This is a genomic window from Anaerosacchariphilus polymeriproducens (assembly GCF_003363435.1).
Taxonomy (GTDB): domain Bacteria; phylum Bacillota; class Clostridia; order Lachnospirales; family Lachnospiraceae; genus Anaerosacchariphilus; species Anaerosacchariphilus polymeriproducens.
Genome location: NZ_QRCT01000049.1, coordinates 193,398 through 215,474, shown reverse-complemented (window position 1 = coordinate 215,474; position 22,077 = coordinate 193,398). Strand labels below are relative to the sequence as shown.

General features: G+C 32.0%; 18 protein-coding genes and 1 tRNA gene. 18 read left to right on the top strand and 1 reads right to left on the bottom strand.

The window, feature by feature from the left end; all coding sequences use genetic code 11:
- The first annotated feature begins 269 nt into the window (after window positions 1-269).
- From DWV06_RS14465 to DWV06_RS14445, 5 genes are all read left to right on the top strand, one after another.
- On the top strand, window positions 270-992 hold the full coding sequence (locus DWV06_RS14465) for a LytR/AlgR family response regulator transcription factor (protein ID WP_115482899.1): 723 nt from the start codon (window positions 270-272) through the stop codon (window positions 990-992).
- A gap of 173 nt (window positions 993-1,165) precedes the next feature.
- The gene (locus tag DWV06_RS14460) at window positions 1,166-2,296 is read left to right on the top strand and encodes a S8 family serine peptidase (protein WP_115482898.1); all 1,131 of its coding nucleotides are present in this window, start codon (window positions 1,166-1,168) and stop codon (window positions 2,294-2,296) included.
- 41 nt (window positions 2,297-2,337) lie between these two features.
- On the top strand, window positions 2,338-3,657 hold the full coding sequence (locus DWV06_RS14455) for an ABC transporter permease (protein ID WP_115482897.1): 1,320 nt from the start codon (window positions 2,338-2,340) through the stop codon (window positions 3,655-3,657).
- 23 nt (window positions 3,658-3,680) lie between these two features.
- Window positions 3,681-5,156, top strand: a complete 1,476-nt coding sequence (locus DWV06_RS14450; RefSeq protein WP_115482896.1) for an ABC transporter permease — start codon at window positions 3,681-3,683, stop codon at window positions 5,154-5,156.
- A gap of 78 nt (window positions 5,157-5,234) precedes the next feature.
- Window positions 5,235-6,383 (top strand): AI-2E family transporter, encoded by a 1,149-nt coding sequence (locus DWV06_RS14445; RefSeq protein WP_115482895.1) that lies wholly within the window; start codon window positions 5,235-5,237, stop codon window positions 6,381-6,383.
- A 103-nt stretch (window positions 6,384-6,486) separates the two neighbouring features.
- Here the strand turns inward: DWV06_RS14445 and DWV06_RS14440 are convergent.
- Window positions 6,487-6,561: transfer RNA gene (locus DWV06_RS14440), tRNA-Pro, on the bottom strand.
- Window positions 6,562-6,636: 75 nt separating this feature from the next.
- Here DWV06_RS14440 and DWV06_RS14435 point away from each other — a divergent pair.
- The 13 genes from DWV06_RS14435 to DWV06_RS14375 all read left to right on the top strand — a co-directional run bounded on the left by DWV06_RS14435 (window position 6,637) and on the right by DWV06_RS14375 (window position 22,064).
- Window positions 6,637-8,364: an ABC transporter ATP-binding protein gene (locus tag DWV06_RS14435; RefSeq protein ID WP_115482894.1), complete on the top strand. Its 1,728-nt coding sequence runs from the start codon at window positions 6,637-6,639 to the stop codon at window positions 8,362-8,364.
- Window positions 8,365-10,104: an ABC transporter ATP-binding protein gene (locus tag DWV06_RS14430; RefSeq protein WP_115482893.1), complete on the top strand. Its 1,740-nt coding sequence runs from the start codon at window positions 8,365-8,367 to the stop codon at window positions 10,102-10,104.
- Between the two features lie 137 nt (window positions 10,105-10,241).
- Window positions 10,242-10,907, top strand: coding sequence for an ABC transporter ATP-binding protein (locus DWV06_RS14425; RefSeq protein WP_115482892.1), 666 nt, complete (start codon window positions 10,242-10,244; stop codon window positions 10,905-10,907).
- Window positions 10,908-10,959: 52 nt separating this feature from the next.
- Window positions 10,960-12,972 (top strand): ABC transporter permease family protein, encoded by a 2,013-nt coding sequence (locus DWV06_RS14420; RefSeq protein ID WP_115482891.1) that lies wholly within the window; start codon window positions 10,960-10,962, stop codon window positions 12,970-12,972.
- Window positions 12,973-13,131: 159 nt separating this feature from the next.
- Window positions 13,132-14,418 (top strand): PLP-dependent aminotransferase family protein, encoded by a 1,287-nt coding sequence (locus DWV06_RS14415; RefSeq protein WP_115482890.1) that lies wholly within the window; start codon window positions 13,132-13,134, stop codon window positions 14,416-14,418.
- A 154-nt stretch (window positions 14,419-14,572) separates the two neighbouring features.
- Window positions 14,573-15,382 carry a helix-turn-helix domain-containing protein gene (locus DWV06_RS14410; protein ID WP_115482889.1) on the top strand — a complete coding sequence of 270 codons (810 nt, stop codon included), beginning with the start codon at window positions 14,573-14,575 and terminating at the stop codon, window positions 15,380-15,382.
- Between the two features lie 6 nt (window positions 15,383-15,388).
- A complete protein-coding gene (locus DWV06_RS14405) occupies window positions 15,389-16,330 on the top strand; it encodes a DMT family transporter (protein WP_115482888.1) in 942 nt (313 codons plus the stop codon).
- A 72-nt stretch (window positions 16,331-16,402) separates the two neighbouring features.
- Window positions 16,403-17,047 (top strand): pentapeptide repeat-containing protein, encoded by a 645-nt coding sequence (locus DWV06_RS14400; protein WP_115482887.1) that lies wholly within the window; start codon window positions 16,403-16,405, stop codon window positions 17,045-17,047.
- A 193-nt stretch (window positions 17,048-17,240) separates the two neighbouring features.
- A complete protein-coding gene (locus DWV06_RS14395; protein WP_115482886.1) occupies window positions 17,241-17,570 on the top strand; it encodes a PadR family transcriptional regulator in 330 nt (109 codons plus the stop codon).
- Complete coding sequence (locus tag DWV06_RS14390; protein ID WP_115482885.1) at window positions 17,567-18,124, top strand: DUF2812 domain-containing protein; 558 nt, start codon at window positions 17,567-17,569, stop codon at window positions 18,122-18,124. The genes DWV06_RS14395 and DWV06_RS14390 overlap by 4 nt, the downstream gene beginning before the upstream one ends.
- 37 nt (window positions 18,125-18,161) lie before the next feature.
- Window positions 18,162-19,073: an ABC transporter ATP-binding protein gene (locus DWV06_RS14385; RefSeq protein ID WP_115482884.1), complete on the top strand. Its 912-nt coding sequence runs from the start codon at window positions 18,162-18,164 to the stop codon at window positions 19,071-19,073.
- 2 nt (window positions 19,074-19,075) lie between these two features.
- Window positions 19,076-20,326: an ABC transporter permease gene (locus DWV06_RS14380; RefSeq protein WP_115482883.1), complete on the top strand. Its 1,251-nt coding sequence runs from the start codon at window positions 19,076-19,078 to the stop codon at window positions 20,324-20,326.
- A gap of 73 nt (window positions 20,327-20,399) precedes the next feature.
- A complete protein-coding gene (locus DWV06_RS14375) occupies window positions 20,400-22,064 on the top strand; it encodes a glutamine--tRNA ligase/YqeY domain fusion protein (protein ID WP_115482882.1) in 1,665 nt (554 codons plus the stop codon).
- Window positions 22,065-22,077 lie beyond the last annotated feature (13 nt).

The following is a 22,077-nucleotide window of genomic DNA, read 5'->3' as shown; positions in this document are numbered from 1 at the left end:
ATGTGAAAATATGCCTTTTTTTTAATTGAAAATTACGTTGTTATTAAATGTAAAAGTCTTCAAAGTAGAAAATAGTTGAATTAATGACATAAATAAACATATCAACATTATAGTTTATATAGTTTAAAAAAAATTAAGATATAATTATACAAAAGTATTTGAATTTTATTGTAAAAAAATCTATAATGACTTTTAAATATAAGGGAAACAACAAAGAAAAGAGATGAGGAGTAGATGAAAATAATTACGAAAGATTTGGGGGCAAAGAAATGTTTAAGATAGCTATATGTGATGATGAACAAGGAGTTTGTTCTGAAATTGAAAAAATGGTTCAAGAGTATGGTCATAAGCATTTTCTTAAGATTGAAACAGAATTATTTTTTTCAGGTGATAACTTAAAAAGTCGTCTAGAGAATAATTCATTTGATATCATCTTTCTGGACATTGAATTAAGTGGTGCCAATGGAGTAGAGATTGGGCAATACATACGTCATGAATTAGAAGATGAAATTACAAAGATTGTGTTTGTTTCAGCAAAAGGGAAATATGCAATGGAGTTATTCAAAATACGTCCGTTAGATTTTCTGCTTAAACCAATTCCACAGAAGAGTTTAGAAGAAACATTAGGAGAAGCGATTTATTTAATAAGAAGGGGAAATCGTTTTTTTGAATATAGGATTGGGAAAACAGTATATCGGACACCATACAAAGACATTTTATATTTTAAAAGTGAAGGGAAAAAGATTAAAATTGTCTTTGTAAGAGAAGTAAAAGAATTCTACGGAAAACTTAAACAAGTTATGAAAGAGTTAGGGACTCAAGATTTTATGCAAATACACAAATCCTATTTAGTTAATCCAAATTATGTTGTAGAATATAAATATGAATGGGTTAAGATGACGAATAACGATATTTTGACAATTAGTCAGGCAAACAGAAAAAAGATAAGAGACAGAATAAGAAATAGAGAATGCAGAGGATTTAGTTATTAAATTGAATAAAAGAGTTCCATAGAAATCATCCTATTTTTAGGATGATTTTTTTTGTCCACCTTGAGATAATGTATGAATGAAAATGATAGAAAGGAGTATCCTATAAATGAATACTGGAAATAAAATCATCACTGATGGAGAACGATAGAAAAATAGTATTTTAGGAGGCTTGGATGTCAAAAATAGCAATCATAGATGATGCAATCAAAGAAGATTTTTTGACAAATAAGATTGTGAAGGAGCGCATTGTAATATATGATGATAAGCCGGATGGAAAAGAAATACAAACGATAAATCATTATACCCATGCAACCATATGCGCTATCGTCTTGGAATATTGTACAGAAAATTATGAACTAATCAGTGTTCAAATAATGAAAGATTGTAATACACCTGCAAACATTGATTCTCTTGTCAGAGCTTTGGAAGTATGTCTGGATTTAAAAGTTGATATTATTAGTATGAGTGTAGGAACGGTTCGGTTATCAGAGTCACTAAAACTGAACCGGATTATCCAAGAACTGGCCAATAGAAAGGTAATAATGGTTGCGGCTGGCAGCAACCAACAATTGATAACGTTACCAGCTTCTTATCCTGAAGTAATAGGTGTTCAATCTGATATTAACAGTTTTTTGAAACCTTTAGAAATTGCAGTACATTCAAAATGGTGGCTGGGACTGCAAGTAACTGCTAATTGTGATTTAGATTTTTTTAAGAAATTTTTTATTGATTCTACCAGTAATAGTTTTGCAGTACCTGTAGTGGTATCTTATATTAATTCTTATATTAATAAAAATAAAAATCCAAGTATAGAAACAGTTTTGAAGTATTTAGATAAAATAAGTTCAAAAGAAGTTGTTATTGAATTAGATAAAAAAGTATTAGAATCAAGTAAAATTAAAATTCCACATGTTTGTATGGTGATTCAGGAATTTAAAGATTTTGAACTTGGGAAAGAGATAATAAATTATTTATATAATAATTATAATATTGAGTGTGTTGGTTTTACAAAAAATAGAAGTATGGAAGATATACGTTTTTTAAACATAAAAAAGTGTGGGCTAGAGGCAGAAATTATAGAAATAATGATAGAAAAATTTTGTGAAGCTGAATTAATTTTTTCTATTTTATTAAAAAAGGATTTTATAAATCTGAGTTCCAAATTTAACATTGATTTGGTGATATCTTTAAACGTAGAACAGACAGTATTTGAGGTTGATGGAAGGAAATACGCTTTTTTAATTGGAGAAGAAAGCAGGAATGCCGGATATATAGGAGACTTAATCATAGAAATTCTTTCATAGGAGAGAAGATATTCTAGTAGATTAAAGAATGGAGAAACACTATGAGTGTATGGAGAAGGGCTGTGCTGCATGTAAAAAGAGAATGGAACAAGTCCTTATTTTTATTTTTACTTTTTTTAATATTATCTTCTTTTTTGTTGAGTGGATTAACGATTCGTAATGCAACCGTTTTTATAATAAAAAAACTTCGAGAAAATGTAGGAGCAGAATTTCGGGTGGAAGGGAGTTCTTCTAACAATTTAGGAGATGAACTAATTAAGAAAATTATGTCTGGCGGAGGTATTAGAGATTTCAATGGACAAAATACCTTTTATTTAGCTGCCAAAGATTTAGTGTTGGAACCTGGTCATTATGCAGGGACAGGAGAAATATGGGAGAAGGTACCTAAATTTATCAGTAATACAAAAAGTCAATTGAATCCTTATTTCTCAAACAAACAATTTGTAATGACACAAGGGCGTCATATTATGCCAGATGATGATGGAAAAATTGCTATTTCAGAAAATTTAGCCAATTATAATAATTTGTATATAGGGGATACGATTTCTGTAACAGTAGATGAGGAATTTGGAAAAGATAATAAGGATGCGATAGGTAAAACACTAAAATTAAAGATTACCGGTATTTTTAAAATTGCTGTGACCCAAGATAGGGTAGATGATACTGTTGAAAGTGAACTGCCTGAGAATTTTATCTTTACTGATAATAAGACAGGACATCGTATCTATGAGTTATTGTCGGGTAAGAAATCGATTCATTATCGTTCCGGAGTAAGTTTTTATGTAAAGGATCCTAAAGAACTTGATAAAATAATAAAGAAATTGCAGGCAAGAAAAGATATTAATTTGAATTCTTTTAAAGTGATTAAAAATAATAAGAAATATGAAGAGTTGGCAGCACCTTTGGAAAATTTAAATAATTTGGTTAAAATTATGGTTTCTTTTATTCTTATGATTGGTATTCTTTTATTAACATTTATTTTGACGTTGTGGATCCGTGAGCGGATTTACGAAGTTGGAATTTATCTCTCGATTGGAAGCAGTAAATTAGTTATATTTAGTCAGTTTTTACTAGAATTTTTATTAATTGCTTTGATTTCATTCGTATTCTCTTACACTATTTCTGTAATTATCTCTGAACAATTATGGAATTTTATTTTGAGAAACATTTCAGTTTTGAATCTTGAGAAGATGGCTGAAGAGATATGGTCTCAAAGTAAAGAAATTAATACGACAGTTGGAATTTTAGAGTTTTTAGCAGTTTTGACTATTGAAATTTTGGTTATCCTTCTTACTGTCAGTATTTCATTTTTTTCTGTCATACGCCTAAACCCCAGAGATATTTTAGCCAAAATGAATTGAAGATACATGGAAAGAAGGATTATATGAATTCATTTCAAAGAGCTGTCTTATATAACATAAGAAAAATAAGAAAAAATTTAATATTTTTTTGTATCCTTCTATTTATGACAATTACAGTATTAATCGGGTTATCGATATATCTGGCAACCAACCATGAAATAGAAACTCTGCGGGAAACTATTGGAGGAAGTTTCAAAATAGAAGCAGTTTATAACAAGGAGGATCCTTCCGTATGGGAAATTAGGCAGGAAGATGGAACAATGCAATATACAGGCCCGCAAGTGGATGACGAATTAATTGAAAAAGTAACAAAAATTGAAGGGATTAAATTTTATAATGCCGTTTTTACGTGGGAATTATATACGGATGATCTAGAGTTATTTCATGGTTTGTTTACTTATGTAAATCAAATTGAGGAGGAGAAAGAGCGTGGGGCTGAAATGCTGGAAAAAACTACGAGTTTTATTGGTAATACAAATACAGAAAATAGTAGTTATTTTAGGAATGGTTCTTTTGATTTAGTGGAAGGGACACATATTCGAGAAGGCGATTTATATAAAGTTTTGATCTCCAAAAATCTGGCAGAATATAATAATTTAAAGATAGGTGATGCTTTTACTGTTTCTTTACGTGAGAGTACAGGAAGTAAAGAGGATAACCCATATAAATTAAAATGTCCTCCCTTCGATATGGAAATAGCAGGAATTTTTGAAGTCAAGAGTGGTATTGCAGAATCAGAAATGGTACCGGAGACTAGTATATCTGACAATCTTATATTTACAACCATAGATTTTTCTAAAAAAGTACTTTTTTATTTAAATGAGAAAAAATGTCCCTATGATAACTGCACGTTTTTTGTGAAAGATCCAAAAGAATTAATAACTGTTATAGATGAGGTAAAATTAAAAAATATTGTAAAGATGAATTATTTTACGATTCAAGAGGATGATTCTATGTATAAGGAATCAGTAGCTCCTTTAAAAGTCATGAAAACGCTTCTTGCAATATTTGTAGGGATTATAATGGGAGCTTGCAGTCTATTATTATTTATAATTCTCAATATAAGAGTGAAAGGAAGGACCAGAGAAACAGGAATCATGCTATCGTTAGGAATATCCTTCAAAAGTATTACTTATCAATATATATTTGAATGCATCATAATTGCACTCTTTGCATTTTTATTATCTTTTGCAGTATCAAAAGGTATTGCTTCTCAGATTGGGAATTATGTTTTAGAAAAGGTTACGCCGAAACAAGAAGATACGTTAAAAAAAATCACCAAGGAGGATGCTATCCATAATCAGGCACAAGAGCTTACAGAAGATATGTTGAATGTAAAAGCTTCGGTAAAGACACCGGATTATTTATTGATTAAGGTGGGGGTTGGGGAATTTTTGATTGTAATATTAGTGGAAATAATAATAATCTGTTTAAGTGTAAGTTGGGAAATTCTAAAATTATTTAGAAAGAATCCTAAGGAGATTCTTTTGTATTATTGACAACTCTTATACGTTCATGTAAAGTTAAAATGTCTTTATAAAAAAGGCATACTTTAGAATCGAAAGAGAGCGGATGATATGGAGTTAAATAAAGATAATATGAAGAAGCTGATGGGCCTCATTGTATTTACGATATTAGTATTAGTAGGAATTCAAAGGATGGATATGGTTTTAGAAGGATTCTCCTTTGTCTGGCGGATTATTTTTCCTTTTGTTTTAGGGGGCGCAATCGCATTTGTTTTAAATGTGCCGATGCATTTTATTGAGATGAATCTAAATAAACTTATGAAGAAAAGTGTAATCGGAAAGAAAATATCACGCCCTATCAGTTTGATCCTTTCAATATTAATAGTCATTGGTGTGATTTCACTTGTTGCATTTGTAGTAATACCTGAGCTTAGTGTTACATTAATAGGGCTTGGCACTAATATAGAAAAATTTATACCAAAGGCAGAAGCCTGGGTAGAAGAGATGTTTCGAAATAATACACAGATTTCAAATTGGTTAAATGATGTTGAATTAAATTGGGATAAAATGTTGGAATCAGCAATGGAATTTTTTAGAAGTGGAGCAGGGAATGTATTGTCTTCTACCATGATAGTAGCGAAGACCATTGCTAATGCGGTAACAAATATCTGTATTGGATTTGTATTTGCCTGTTATATTTTATTACAAAAAGAAAAATTGCATGTTCAATCTAAGAAAGTATTATATGCATTGCTGCCGAAAAGAAAAGTACTTTCAGTTTTGTATATCAGCAAACTTAGTTATAAAACCTTTGCCAGTTTTGTGACAGGTCAATGCGTAGAAGCTGTAATTCTAGGTTTTATGTTTTTTATTACGATGTCACTCCTTGGATTTCCTTATGCATTACTTGTTGGTATTTTAATTGCGTTTACTGCATTAATTCCGATTTTTGGAGCGTTTATTGGATGTGCAGTCGGTGTTTTTTTAATACTTATGATAAGTCCTGTGAAAGCTTTGGCATTTATATTTTTATTCTTGATCTTACAACAGATTGAAGGAAATTTAATTTACCCACACGTGGTAGGAAACTCTGTTGGGCTTCCATCTATTTGGGTTTTAGTTGCAGTAACAATTGGTGGAAATTTGATGGGCGTGGTTGGAATGTTGATTTTTATTCCTATCTCGTCGGTTCTTTATACTCTATTTCGTGAATGGGTATATAAGAGATTGAAAAATAAACAAATAAAAGATATTGTTTAACCACTGCAATGATTTAAGGTCTTTCCTATATGTAAAAAAGCGTGATACAAACAATTGTTATCACGCTTTTTTACATATAAAATCAGGAAACTTTAAAATAGAATCGGGGTGACAGGATTCGAACCTGCGACCTCACGGCCCCCAGCCGTGCGCTCTAACCAAACTGAGCCACACCCCGTAAAAGCTATTATAACATAATATTAAAAAAATAAAAGTCAAAATTTGAAAAATTTTATACATAAGGAGAAAAAGTATGTTTCGTCTATTTAAGTATATAAAAAACTATAAAAAAGAAAGTATATTGGCTCCGTTATTTAAATTCCTTGAAGCTAGTTTTGAACTTTTAATTCCATTAGTCATGGTCAGAATTATAGATATTGGAATAAAAAATAGAGATATTGAATATGTGAAGAAAATGAGCATAATTATGGTCATACTTGGAATTATTGGTCTTTTATGCTCTTTGGTTGCACAATTTTTTGCAGCGAAGGCAGCAGTAGGATTTGGTTCTTCCATACGAAGAGATTTATTTCAGCATATTCAATCTTTATCCTATAATGAGATTGATAAGATAGGTAGTTCAACAATGATTACCCGTTTGACAAGTGATGTTAATCAGATTCAAACCGGATTTAATTTATTACTCAGACTTTTTTTGCGTTCACCCTGCATTGTATTTGGGGCCATGGTAATGGCATTTACAATTAATATGAAAGCAGCTTTTGTTTTTGTGGTTACAATTCCGGTCATATCTGTTTTTGTTTTGGCGCTTATGATTATTAGCATTCCAATCTACAAAAAAGTACAAAACAAATTAGATAAAGTCCTTTTACTCACGAAGGAGAATCTTGCGGGAGTCAGAGTGATCCGGGCATTTAACAGACAAAAGGATGAAAGTGAAGCATTTGAAAGTGCAAGTTCTGACTTAGTAAAGACACAATTGATGGGAGGAAATATCTCAGCATTACTGAATCCTTTTACGTATGTCATGATTAATCTGGCAATCGTTACACTTGTTTGGATAGGAGGAAAACAAGTGTACAAAGGAATTATCACTCAGGGTGAAGTGGTAGCTCTTGTGAATTATATGTCACAGATTTTAGTCGAGTTAGTAAAATTAGCATTTTTAATAATTATGCTTACCAAATCATTAGCCTGTGGTAATCGAGTGAATCAACTTTTACAAGAAGAAGCCAGTGTCGTTGATACAGCAGAGACCAAGATCATCCCTAAGGATGGTCCAAGTGTAGAGTTCAAAGATGTTGGATTTTTATATCAAGGGGCTAAGGAAGAGGCACTAAGTAATCTTACATTTGTTGCCAATAAGGGGCAGACGATAGGTGTAATTGGAGGTACTGGTTCTGGAAAGAGCTCTCTGGTAAATCTAATCCCACGATTTTATGACGTGATTTCAGGGGAAGTTTTGGTAAATGGAGTAAATGTAAAAGAATATTCTTTACAACAATTAAGAAGTAAGATAGGTATCGTTCCACAAAAAGCTGTTTTATTTCGTGGGACGATACGAGAGAATATGCGTTGGGGGAAAAAGGATGCAACAGATAAAGAAATTTGGGAAGCATTAGAGATTGCCCAAGCAAAAGAAATCGTTGAATTAAAAGATGGAGGATTAGATGCTTTAGTCTTACAAGAAGGAAAAAATCTTTCAGGAGGGCAAAGGCAGCGTCTGACGATAGCAAGAGCATTGGTTAAGAAACCGGAAATTTTGATTTTGGACGATAGTTCATCTGCTCTTGATTATGCAACGGATGCAAAACTTCGTAGAGCTATTCAGACAATTTCTTCCAATACTACAGTTTTTTTAGTATCTCAAAGAGCTGCTACAATAAAAAATGCAGATAAGATCTTAGTTCTGGATGATGGCAAAATAGTAGGATCGGGAACGCATGAACAGCTGATTTTGAATTGTGAAGTATATCAAGAAATCTGTTTATCTCAGCTTTCAAAAGAGGAGGTACAGTAGATGAGTAAAAATAAGATCATTATAAAACGGGTTATAAAATATATAAAAGGATATAAAATTTTTGTTTTTACATCCTTGTTATTTGCTGCGATCAGCGTAGCATTAACTCTATATGTACCAATATTAATTGGTAATGGAATCGACTATATCATAAAAAAAGACCAGGTGGATTTTGAACAGATATTTTTGATTCTTAGGAACATTGTAATATTAGTTGGATTTACATCAGTAAGTCAATGGATCATGAATCTTTGTAATAATAAAGTGACTTATGGTGTTGCAAAGAATGTAAGAGATGAAGCTTTCTTTCATTTAGAAAAGCTTCCGCTTAAATTTGTAGATTCACATGAGCACGGAGATATTGTAAGCCGTATTGTAGCAGATATCGATCAATTTTCAGATGGACTGCTTATGGGATTTACTCAATTATTTACTGGTGTTCTTACGATTTTGGGTACCTTGATCTTTATGTTATCGATTCAGGCAAATATTGCTTTAGTGGTAGTCTGCATAACGCCGATTTCATTAGTAGTTGCCAGTTTTATTGCCAAACATACATTTTCTATGTTTCAAAAGCAATCGGCAACAAGGGGAGAAATCACGTCACTTATTACAGAAATGATTGGGAATCAAAAAGTAGTACAGGCGTTTGGTTATGAAGAAGAAGTAATGAAACGTTTTGATGATGTTAATGAAAGATTAAAAGAGCATAGTTTAAAAGCTGTTTTTTATTCCTCTACCACAAATCCATCCACTCGTTTTATTAATGGCCTTGTGTATACAGGGGTAGGAATATTTGGAGCTATTTCTGCCATGAATGGAATGATTACAATTGGACAAATTACCAGCTTTTTAAGTTATGCGAATCAGTATACCAAACCATTTAATGAAATCTCAGGAGTAGTCACTGAGCTGCAAAATGCGATTGCCTGTGCAGGAAGAGTTTTTGAGTTTATTGATGAGCAGGAAGAAACAGCGGATTTCGCAGATGCAGTAAATCTGGAACATTCTAATGGAAAAGTGGAATTGAAGCATGTTGATTTTTCGTATAATCAAAAAATAGAGTTGATAAAAGATTTTAATTTAAGTGTTGAACCGGGGCAGAGAATAGCAATTGTAGGACCTACAGGCTGTGGTAAGAGTACAATAATCAATTTATTAATGCGTTTTTATGATGTGGATGAAGGTGAAATAAAAGTAAGTGGAAATGATATAAGAAATATTACTCGAAGGAGTTTGAGAGAAAATTATGGAATGGTGCTACAGGAAACTTGGTTAAAGTCAGGAACAATAGCAGAGAATATCGCATATGGAAATCCGAATGCTTCTATGAATGAAATTGTAGAAGCTGCAAAACAGGCTTACGCACATAATTTTATTAAAAAAATGCCTCAAGGTTATGAAACTGTGATTTCCGAAGACGGAGGTAATCTTTCTCAGGGGCAAAAACAACTTTTGTGTATTGCCAGAGTTATGTTGAGGCTTCCACCAATTTTAATTTTAGATGAAGCTACTTCATCTATTGATACAAGAACAGAAATTAAAATACAAAAAGCATTTCATAAAATGATGAAGGGAAGAACCAGTTTTGTGGTAGCGCATCGCTTATCAACAATTAAAGAAGCAGATATCATTTTGGTTATGAAAGATGGTAAGATTATTGAGCAGGGTAATCATGAATATTTATTGGAAAAGCAAGGGTTCTATTATGAATTGTATCATAGCCAATTTGCAATTTGAATTTTAAGTAATGGAATGGAATTTTCCATTCCCAAGGTTCGATATAAATTTGTAAAAAATGTTTTTATTGCATATAAAGGAGAATTTTAAATAGTGTTGTTATATAATAGCTAATTATTATTTATTGGAGGTTAGAAATGTGTATTTTAAAGGTAGATAATATCGAAAAAACATATGGAGATGGTTATAATGAAGTTAAAGCTTTGAAGGGGCTTAGTTTTGTAGTGGAGAAAGGAGAATTTGTTGCCATTTCAGGTAGTTCCGGAAGTGGAAAATCCACGCTGTTAAATATATTAGGCGGATTGGACAATCCTTCCAAGGGAAAGGTATGGATTGCAGGGAAAAATTTAGAGCGTATATATCGAGAAGAGAAAACCATTTTTAGGAGAAAAAATATTGGGTTTATTTTTCAGCAGTTTAATTTGATTCATATATTAAACGTTTATGAAAATATTGTACTGCCATTACAATTAGACGGTCAGAAGATAGACCATAAATATGTAAAGAATATTATAGAAGTCCTTGGATTACAAGATAAAACAGAAAGCATGCCATATGAGTTATCCGGCGGACAGCAGCAAAGGGTTGCAATAGCAAGAGCTATTGTAAATAAACCAGCAATTATTTTAGCGGATGAACCTACCGGTAATTTAGATTCGGAAAATACGAAAAATGTACTTGAATTATTGAAATTTACAATGAGGGAATTTAAACAGACAATGATTATGATAACACACAATGAAGAAGTAGCGAAAACGGCAGATAGAATATTGCGTATTGAGGATGGTATGATATTGAAATAAGCAGAATGGAAAGGAGGGGAAGGTTTATTTTGTACGAATAAGGGAGAATACAATGAACAAACATAAGGAAATTATACAATATTTAAATAAGCGTATTGCAATTAATGAAAGAAGTAAAAACAGAATGGCATCTGTTCTCATAATATCTACTGTTACTGTTATGATTATGCTAACAATTATGATTACGAGCATTGCAACGAATATAAAAGCATCGTATGCTGCAGAAGGGAAAGAATTGGTAGGTGTTGAGTATCAATTGGTGGGACTTGCACCATGGGTTGCCGTAAGTATTTCAGGGGTTTTGGGATTTCTTATGATATACAGTTATTTTTCCCTGAGCCGAGAAAAGGATACAAGGTTTTATACGAAGCTGCTTATGGTAGGAGCTACGAAAAAACAGTTGGTACATATGGTAATCAGGCAGTTCTTTAAAAAAATATTTTTAAATTTGTTTTTAGGAGTAGTTGCAGGCACCACTCTTTGTTTGGGTTTACGTTTTTTTATGAAAAATTTACTTAGAATGCATTTGGAAATCAGCTGGGATGTAAAATACTACTTGATAATAATCGGTTTTGCATTTGCATTTGTTTTTTTTAACATGATGTTATCGGTACTTACTTTGGATGAAACTACACCAAAAGCTACGATAGGGAGTACGGAGTCTACAAAGTGGTATCAGCGTAAAAGTAAATCAGGTGGGAAAATACCTGTAATGGCATTAAAACAGCTTTTTAGCAGATTACCTCAAACGATATTTTATGCTGTATGCATAGCTTGTTGCTTTGTTGGCATAAATCTTCTTATTAATATCTTTATTGAAATATCACCGGAAAAATGGGCTGAACTCTATATGAAATCAGATGTTATGATTGGAACAGAAGGTTATTTTGATGGAATAGTATATGCTCCTAGTGATATGGAAAAGTATAATCCATATGAAAATTTTGATTGTTCGGTCATCAGGAAAGTAAAAGAGAGTAAGTACTTTCAGGCTGGTGGGGCAGTCTATTTCAATTTTGATTATAATACCGTTTCCGATAAAGATGGTAAAAAAGTAATAAGTGATGCTGCGTTGAAAGAGGATAAAAACACTCTACGGTATACAGAAAAATATGAAGATAATGTGTTTGATTTTGCATTTGCAGAAAAAGATTGCAATGGGAATTATCAGATGGCCTTATATGGGGCGGATGATTATATTCTATCAAAGCTGGAAGTATTAGAAGGGGAAATTGATTTAGATAAGCTGGCAACCGGGAAGTATATCATATATTGTGCACAGTCATCATGGGGTCTGTATGATTTTGTGCCGGAAGATGCCAATACGCTGGATTTTTATCATGTGGGAGATACCGTTACCGTAGCATATGATAACAGTGCCACAGAAAAAGAATATACTGTTCTTGCTGTATGTAAAGCCAATTTAAATACAGAAATACGGTTTAGCGTTAAAAATATGTTTCGAAATGTGATATTTTATTTGCCAGCTTCAGAATATGGTGAACACATAATAAGTAAAAAATGTATTAATTTTTCAGCAGATGCAGTTCCTGGCTATGGGAATCGGTTTTTATCAGAGGTTAAATCCATACTTAAGAATTATAACGCAGGAATAAAAAAAGAAATTATAAAAGCTGAATTAACAACGGAAACAAAGGAATCAGTTAAAAATAAAGTTTACAATGATCAAACTATACAGAGTGTAATATTTTTAGGAATGTTTTTACTTCTGGTATTCGGTGCATTAGGTATTGCTGGAAGGGTTATCGCTAAAGTGTCAGACAGTTTAGTTAATGCACAAGAATATGCCGTACTAGAATGTATAGGGATGACGAGAAAGCAGTTTTATAAGAGGTTTTTAATGGAAGAACTTTATTTTATTTTGATTCTGACTGTTTTGACTTTTGGAGGAATATCTGTGGTGAATAGTATATTCAACCCCTTGTTAGAACAGTCTGGAATGCTAAAATACTGGAGTGGTTTTAAATCAGAAACAGTTGTTTTGATAGTTCTACTTATTGTATTATTTATATCAGAGGTTTTCATATCTATTGTTTTTTTTTAGAAAGTCATGAAAAAAAGTCTAGCTGAGAGGATATATATGGAATAATCTAGAGAATAAATAAAAACATAGCCAATTTGCAATTTGAAGATTTTAAAATTGCATTGGAAATAATTATTTGTTATAATGTAGTGATGTTCAAGGGAAATTAGGAGGGTCGAAATGCAATCATATAAAGAGTTGAGTAAGGAAGAGTTACTCCAGAAGAAAATACAATTAGAAGAAGAATATAAAAAAGTGATGTCAGAGAATATTAGTTTAGACATGTCGCGCGGAAAGCCGGGAGCAGATCAATTAGATATATCTATGGAAATGATGGATGTCTTAAAAAGTACTGACAATCTGGTATGTGAACAGGGTGTAGATTGTAGAAATTATGGTATTTTAGATGGAATAAAGGAAGCCAAAAAACTTTTAGCAGACATGTCGGAAGTACCAGTTGATAATATGATTATTTTCGGAAATTCCAGTTTAAATATTATGTTTGACACTGTTTCCCGATCAGTAACACATGGAGTTATGGGAAGTAAACCATGGTGTAAGCTGGATAAAGTGAAATTTTTATGTCCGGTTCCCGGTTATGACAGACATTTCTCTATTTCTGAATATTTTGGTATAGAAATGGTCAATGTTCCTATGACGGTTACTGGTCCTGATATGGATATGGTTGAAAAACTGGTAAAAGAAGATGATTCAATCAAAGGTATCTGGTGTGTACCCAAATATTCAAATCCTCAAGGTATTACATATTCAGATGAAACTGTTCGTAGGTTTGCCCGCTTACAGCCGGCAGCGAAAGACTTTAGAATATATTGGGATAATGCTTATGGAGTACACCACTTATATGAAGATGATCAGGATTATTTAATAGAAATCTTAGAAGAATGTAAAAAGGCCGGCAATCCGGATATGGTTTATAAATTCTGTTCTACTTCCAAAATCAGTTTTCCGGGTTCAGGTCTTGCTGCTATCGCTACATCCGAACCGAATTTAGAAGAAATTAGAAAGCATATGACGATACAAACAATTGGCCATGATAAATTAAACCAATTGAGACATGTTCTTTTTTATAAAGATTTTGATGGTATGATAGATCATATGAAAAAGCATGCAGAAATTTTAAGACCTAAATTTGAGATGGTTCTTACTATTTTGGAAAGAGAACTTGGAGGTACAGGACTTGGAGAATGGATTTCTCCCAAAGGTGGATATTTTATTTCCTTTGATTCTATGGAAGGGTGTGCAAAAGAGATTATTAAAAAATGTAAGGAAGCAGGAGTAGTAATGACTCCGGCTGGTGCTACTTATCCATATGGAAAAGACCCACATGATTCTAATATTAGAATTGCTCCTACGTTTCCAAATTTATCTGAATTAAAAAAAGCTACAGAATTATTTGCACTTTGTGTGAAACTGGTAGGAGTAAATCAATTACTTGAAAATAAATAACTATGAAAAGCTGATATCAAACGAATGTTTGTATCAGCTTAATTATTTATACAGAAATTTTCACTATTTATAGTTATAACTTTGCAAATATCATTCAAGACTTTATAAATTAGTACTGTTAAAGTATTTATCAATGGATAGGCGGGAGGTAAGTATGGAAGAAATTAGAAAAGTGTGTTATGACAATCAATTAAAAATAGAAGCATATCAATTCCAAGGAATAATGCAGAAGTTTCCCAATCATTTTCATGACTATTATGTTATTGGATTTGTAGAACATGGAAAAAGAAGCTTATCTTGTAAAAATAAAGATTATATTGTTGAAACGGGAGATTTGATATTGTTCAACCCAAGAGATAATCATTCCTGCGAACAGATAGATCAAAGAGCTTTGGATTATCGCTGTTTGAATATAAAAGAAGATATTATGTTTGAGCTTTTAGAATCGTTTATAGGCATGAGAGTTTTGCCTAATTTTTCAGAAGCTGTCATTTTTCATTCTGAATTAATTGCTCAATTACGTGATATGCATGAAATGATTATGCAGAAAAATAACTCATTTTTAAAAGAAGAACTATTTTTGTTTCTTATTGAACAGATAATATCAAAATATGCAAAAATGAAACCGGCTCAAGTAAATATGAATGAAAAACATGTGAAAAAGGTTGTTGAATATGTAGACATGCATTATCAGGAACCTATTACCTTGGGAGATTTATGTGCCGCTGCAGATATCAATAAGTATGCTTTGTTAAGAGCATTTACAAAAATAAAAGGAATTACCCCGTATCAATATCTGCAGAGTATTAGAATCAATAAGGCAAAAAAATTATTGGAACAAGGTATGTTACCTATTGATGCTGCAATGAAGACTGGTTTTTCAGATCAGAGTCATTTTTCAAATTTTTTTAAGAGATTTATTGGATTAACACCAGGACAATACAGAAATATTTTTAAGGAGTGATGTAAAGTGAAAGAGAATAAAAACTTACAAGGGCATTTAATGGCTATAATAACGATTCTTATATGGGGTACGACTTTTATTTCAACGAAGATACTTTTACGTGATTTTACGCCTGTTACGATTTTGTTTATACGTTTTATCATTGGATATATAGCACTCTTTTTGTTTTATCCAAGAGCTTTAAAGCTTAATGATAAAAAGCAGGAAATAATTTTTGCATTGGCTGGGTTATGTGGTGTTACGTTATATTTTTTGTTGGAAAACATAGCTTTAACCTATTCCTTTGCTTCTAATATTGGAGTGATAATTTCAGTTGCACCGTTTTTTACTTATTTATTTGCAAATAAGCTACTTCGCAAGGAAGGACTTCAAAAGAGTTTTTTTATTGGATTTTTACTTGCAATGATAGGAATTGCTTTTATTAGTTTTAATGGAAGTAGTGTATTTAAGTTAAATCCGATGGGAGATTTTTTGGGAATACTAGCTGCCTTGGTATGGGCTGTTTACTCGATACTTACTAAGAAACTTGGAGAATATGGATACAATATTGTTCAGACTACCAGAAGGATTTTTTTCTACGGATTAGTATTTATGATACCGGCAGTTATATTGTTGCCTTTTAACATAGAGGTGGGAACACTTATAAAACCAATTAATTTACTAAACTTATTTTATTTAGGATTTGGGGCGTCCGCAATATGCTTTGTTTCATGGAATTGGTCTATTAAAGTATTGGGAGCAGTGAAAACTAGTGTTTATATTTACTTAGTTCCAGTCATTACAGTGATTACATCCGCATTTATTCTAAAGGAACAGATAACATGGCTGTCTGCGTTAGGGACCTTACTGACATTAATGGGATTGATTTTATCGGAAAGAAAGCAAAAGAAACCAAAAGACGAGACCAATTTAATCCTATTTAAACAGAGTAAGAATTCTGTGAGCTGATACGATTGATTTACAATGATTTGTATGGTAGAATCTGGGTGTAAATAAAATAAAAGGAATAAAATTAAGAATATGAAAAAACCACAAATTCCAAAAGAACTTAATTTAATACAAGACTTTTATACCTATACGAGAGAATATTTGCAGGAAGAGATTCCGATTATAGGGATTAAAAGTTATGACCAGAGATTGGAAGACAAGGATTTATATAAAGTAGAGATACGGAAAAGTATTTTTAAGAATTGTATGTTTTTGAATTGCAACTTTGAAAAAGCCGGTTTTGTCGATGTAGAATTTCAGTCTTGTGATTTGTCAAACTGTATTTTCGCAGGTTCTTATTTTGAACGCTGCCGGTTTATATCCTGTAAATGCTTGGGCATAGATATGAATGAATCATTAATGAAACAAACAGTGTTTGAACAATCAAATTTTAGATATTCAAATTTTAATAAAACGAAAATTTCAGATGTTTTCTTTGACAATGTAGATTTTACAGAAGCTTCATTATCTGAAGCAAAACTGAAAAAATTTTCTGCAATAAATTCTCGTTTTATAAAAAATAACTTTTTCAAAACGATGTTAGCGACGGTTGATTTTACTAAAAATGAGTTTGCCGCTCCTACGGTATCAACTCCGCCTGTAGAACTTAAAGGAGCCATCATCAATATGTTTCAAGCAGCTAATTTAATTGGACTTTGGGGAGTTATTGTTAATTGAACAGATAGTTATTAGGGGTGTTGCACAAAATTATGTGACGCTCTTTTTTTATTATTAAAATTAGTGTGTGGCTAAAAGTTCAAGTGAAATATTTTGTAGAATTAAGTATTGACAAATATATCGGTTTACGATATATTTTATTACGGAAGACGATATAACGGTTTGCGATATGATAAAGAAGGGAGAGATAAAAATGGCCGAAAAAATGGACCGGGGTGCATTAACAGAAGCAGTGTATTACATAATGCTTTCACTTTTTGAACCAATGCATGGTTACGGAATAATGCAGAATGTTACTAATTTAAGTAAGGGAAGAGTAACGTTAGGTCCTGGAACTCTCTATGGTGCAATTAATACTTTGCTTGAAAAGAAATGGATTCAGGCGGTTGAAGGAGAAAAAAAGTCAAGGAAAAAAGAATACATTATTACCCAAGAAGGAGAAAATATGATAGATGCTGAATTAGAGCGTTTACAGGAATTGCTTGATAATGGTCACCGGGTAGTTGGGAGGAAAGAGAAGTGAAAAAAACTGTTTTTAAACCTTTTTATAATTATGAGAAAGAAGAAAAATGGTTGAATCAAATGTCTTTAAATGGACTTCAATTAGTAGGATATTATTGGGCGGTCTATGTTTTTGAAGAAGGAAAACCTGATGAGTATGAATATCGTATAGAATTTATGAGACATTTTGGAAAACATCCTGAAAATCTTGAATACATTGAGTTTTTAAAAGAATTAAAAGTAGAGTGTGTTGGTACATATATGTATTGGTCAATATTACGAAAGAAAAAAGAAGATGGACCATTTGAAATATTTTCAGGTATGGAAGATAAAATGAAACAATACAAAAAGATAAGAAATTGGTGGTTTTCATTGGCAGCTCTAGAATATTTTATTGCACTTTATGAAATGATTTTAGGAATTTACTTAAAAAATTCCAACGAAAGTGTTACATGGTTTCCTTTTTTTTGCGGATTTCTTCTTATTGTTGTTGCAACCTGTTTGTTTAGTGTAGGAATACCATTACATAAAAAGATTAAATGTTTAGAAAAAAACAAAGAATTATTTGATAATTAACAATTATAAAATAAATATTTCCAGAAGGGAGAAACAGATGGTTTTTGAAGTAAAGAATATAAGAAAAAGTTTCGGAGAAACAGAAGTACTGCATGGAATATCTTTTCAAGTAGAAAGTGGAAAAGCGTTAGGATTATTAGGTAGGAATGGTGCAGGAAAAACAACTACCATTCGAATTTTGATGGATGTATTCCGTGCAAATTCAGGAGAAATTTTAATGGATGGGAAGCCTTTTGACAGAAGTAAATATCAAATAGGATATCTGCCTGAAGAAAGAGGACTTTATCCAAAAAAGACAGTGATCGAGCAAATGATTTATCTGGCTTGTTTAAGAGGTATTTCCAAAAAAGAAGCAAGTGATAATTCTAAAAAGTGGCTCAAGCGCTTGGAAGTATCTGAGTATGAAAATAAAAAACTGGAAACTTTATCGAAAGGGAATCAACAGAAAGTGCAGTTGGCTTCTACATTGGTATGTAATCCTGAAATCGTTATTTTAGACGAGCCTTTCAGTGGTTTAGATCCTGTAAATTCTCAGATATTAAAAGATGTAGTAAAAGAATTAATACAGCAGGGTAAACTTGTTATTTTTTCAAGTCATCAGATGGCATATGTGGAAGATTTTTGTGAAAATATAGCAGTAATTAATCGTGGAAATATTGTTTTAAATGGAGAATTAAAGGAAATTAAAAAGGATTTTGGTAAGGGAAGAGTTATTATAAGTTCTGAAAATTATTCTTTAGAAGAGTTAAAACAGAAATGTGAGAGTATTTTTTCCCAAATGGTAATAGTGAAAGATATAAAAAAAGATTATCTTATTTTAGAACTAAAGGAAAATTACAAAAAGAACAATCTTTTAGAAGAAGTTTTAAAAACGGATATTGAATTAGAGCATTTTGGAAATTATGAACCATCATTAAATGATATTTTTGTTGCAAAGGCAGGTGAATAAGAATGAAAAAATTTATTACGGTGTTACAATTTGAATTGACGAATTATTTTAAAAATAAAACATATATAACAACAACGCTTATTATAGCGTTTATTATCGGTATATTTTTTACTCTTCCTCGTTTTATTGATATGTCAGATTTTTTTGGTGTTCCCATGAAATCACTTGAAAAAGAGAAGGAAGAAGTGCCAGAGGAAGAATATCAAAAGTTTGCCTTATTAGATCAGAATGGATATTTTAAAGAACAGACGGTATTGAAAGCCGCATTTCCCGAGACAAAGTGGATTATAGCAAAAAATATTGAAGAAATAAAGTCATTAGTGGAAAAAGAAGACGTTGATTGTGGTTTTGTAGTAAAATCAACAACAGAACTTGAATATTATGTTATAAATAAAGGAATGATGGATAGTAATACGGAAACTTTTAAAGAAGTTCTAAATACGATAGGCCGGCAAATATATTGTCAGAAAAACGGACTTGATTATGAATCCATTCAAAAAGCATTCAATCAACCTGTTAATGTAAAAGAGCAAGTTCTTGGTAAAGATACGATGAAAAACTATTGGTATTGTTATTTTTTAATTATTATTATTTTTATGATGATTATATTTTATTCTAATATGATAGCTACTTCTATTACAGCAGAAAAGAGTAATCGCTCTATAGAGGTTCTTGTAACCAGCGTCAATTCTAATTTTCTGATTTTTGGTAAAGTCATAGCAGGAGCTTTAGCAGGAGTGGTTCAGACTGGAATTATTATATGTGAAATTTTAGTATTATATAAAGTGAATCGGGAATATTGGAATGGTGTATTAGATATGTTCATGAAAATACCTGCAGAGTCTTTAATTACTTTTGCATTTTTCGGGCTTGGTGGTTTCTTGTTCTATGCCTTCTGTTATGGAGCTGTAGGGGCATTGGTTTCAAAGACAGAAGATTTGAATAAGAGTACCGGAGGTATTCAGATGATTATTATGTTTGTTTACTTTGGGGTTTTGATGCAGTTGCAAAATGTAGACGGAATCTTTATAAAAGTTGCTTCCTTTTTACCATTCAGTTCTTATAGTGCAATGTTTGCAAGAGTTGCATTAGGTAAGGTAGAACCTTGGGAAGTAATCGTATCGTTTCTCATTTTATTGATATCAGTAATAGGTGTAGGGATTTTAGGTGCAAAAATTTATCGTATGGGTACATTACGTTATGGAAATCCAATTAAAATTTCTCAGGCTTTAAAGACGTTAAGACAGAAATAAATTAATCTACTTCCATAAGGATAGAAAATATGTTAAAATGTTTGAATATTAAGAGCTACACAGGAGGAACACTATGGAAAATGAAGTGGTATCAAAAAATTTCATTGAGCAAATAATTGAGAAGGATTTGGAAGAAGGATGTTGTGATTCAGTTCATACCCGTTTTCCCCCGGAACCTAATGGTTATCTGCATATAGGACATGCTAAGTCTATTCTTTTAAATTATGGTCTGGCTAAGAAATATAATGGCAAATTTAATATGCGATTTGATGATACAAATCCAACAAAAGAGAAGATTGAATATGTAGAGTCTATTAAGCAGGACATAGAATGGTTAGGAGCTGATTGGGAAGAACGCTTGTTTTTTGCTTCTGATTATTTTCAGCAAATGTATGAAGCGGCAGTTTTACTGATTAAAAAAGGAAAAGCGTATGTTTGTGATTTGACCGCAGAGCAGATACGTGAATATAGAGGCACATTAAAAGAACCCGGGAAAGACAGCCCATATCGTGAACGAAGCATAGATGAAAATCTTATATTGTTTGAGCAGATGAGACAAGGGAAATATCAAGACGGAGAAAAAGTTTTAAGAGCTAAAATTGATATGGCCTCCCCGAATATGAATATGCGCGATCCTGTTATTTATCGTGTCGCACATATGTCACATCATAGAACGAAAGATTTATGGTGTATTTATCCAATGTATGATTTTGCACATCCGATTGAAGATGCGATTGAAGGGATTTCCCACTCAATATGTACCTTAGAGTTTGAGGATCACCGACCATTATATGACTGGGTTGTAAGAGAGTTGGAATATGAACATCCGCCAAAGCAGATAGAATTTGCGAAGCTTTATTTAACAAATGTCGTGACAGGAAAACGATATATTAAGAAACTGGTAGATGACGGAATTGTAGATGGCTGGGATGATCCAAGACTTGTCTCTATTGCAGCATTAAGAAGACGTGGGTTTACTCCGGAGTCTATAAAGACGTTTGTAGAGTTATGTGGCGTTTCAAAGAGTAATAGTTCCGTTGACTATGCTATGTTAGAATATTGTATCCGAGAAGATTTAAAATTGAAGAAATCCAGAGTAATGGCGGTATTAGATCCGATTAAGTTAGTAATTGATAACTATCCGGAAGGTGAAGTGGAATATTTAGATGTTGCTAATAATATGGAAAATGAAAATTTAGGAATGAGGAAAATACCATTTAGCCGTGAACTTTATATTGACAGAGAAGATTTTATGGAAGAACCTCCTAAAAAATATTTCCGTTTATATCCTGGGAATGAAGTCCGGTTAATGCATGCATATTTTGTTAAATGTGAAAGCTTTGTAAAAGATGAAAATGGTAAAGTGATAGAAGTCCATTGTACCTATGATAAAGATACCAAAAGCGGAAGCGGATTTACGGGTAGAAAAGTAAAAGGTACCATTCACTGGGTACCGGCAGCAGAAGCTGTTAAAGCTGAGATTCGGCTATATGAGAATATTATTGATGAAGAAAAAGGTATTTATAATGAAGATGGAAGTCTAAATCTAAATCCGAATTCATTAACTGTTTTAAAAGAATGTTTCGTAGAACCTATTTTGAGGGATGCTAAGGTATATGATAGTTTTCAGTTTGTTAGAAATGGTTACTTCTGTGTAGATGCAAAAGATTCTACAACAGATCATTTAGTATTTAATCGAATTGTACCATTAAAGAGTTCTTTTAAGTTACCACAATAAAAAGTAAACGGAG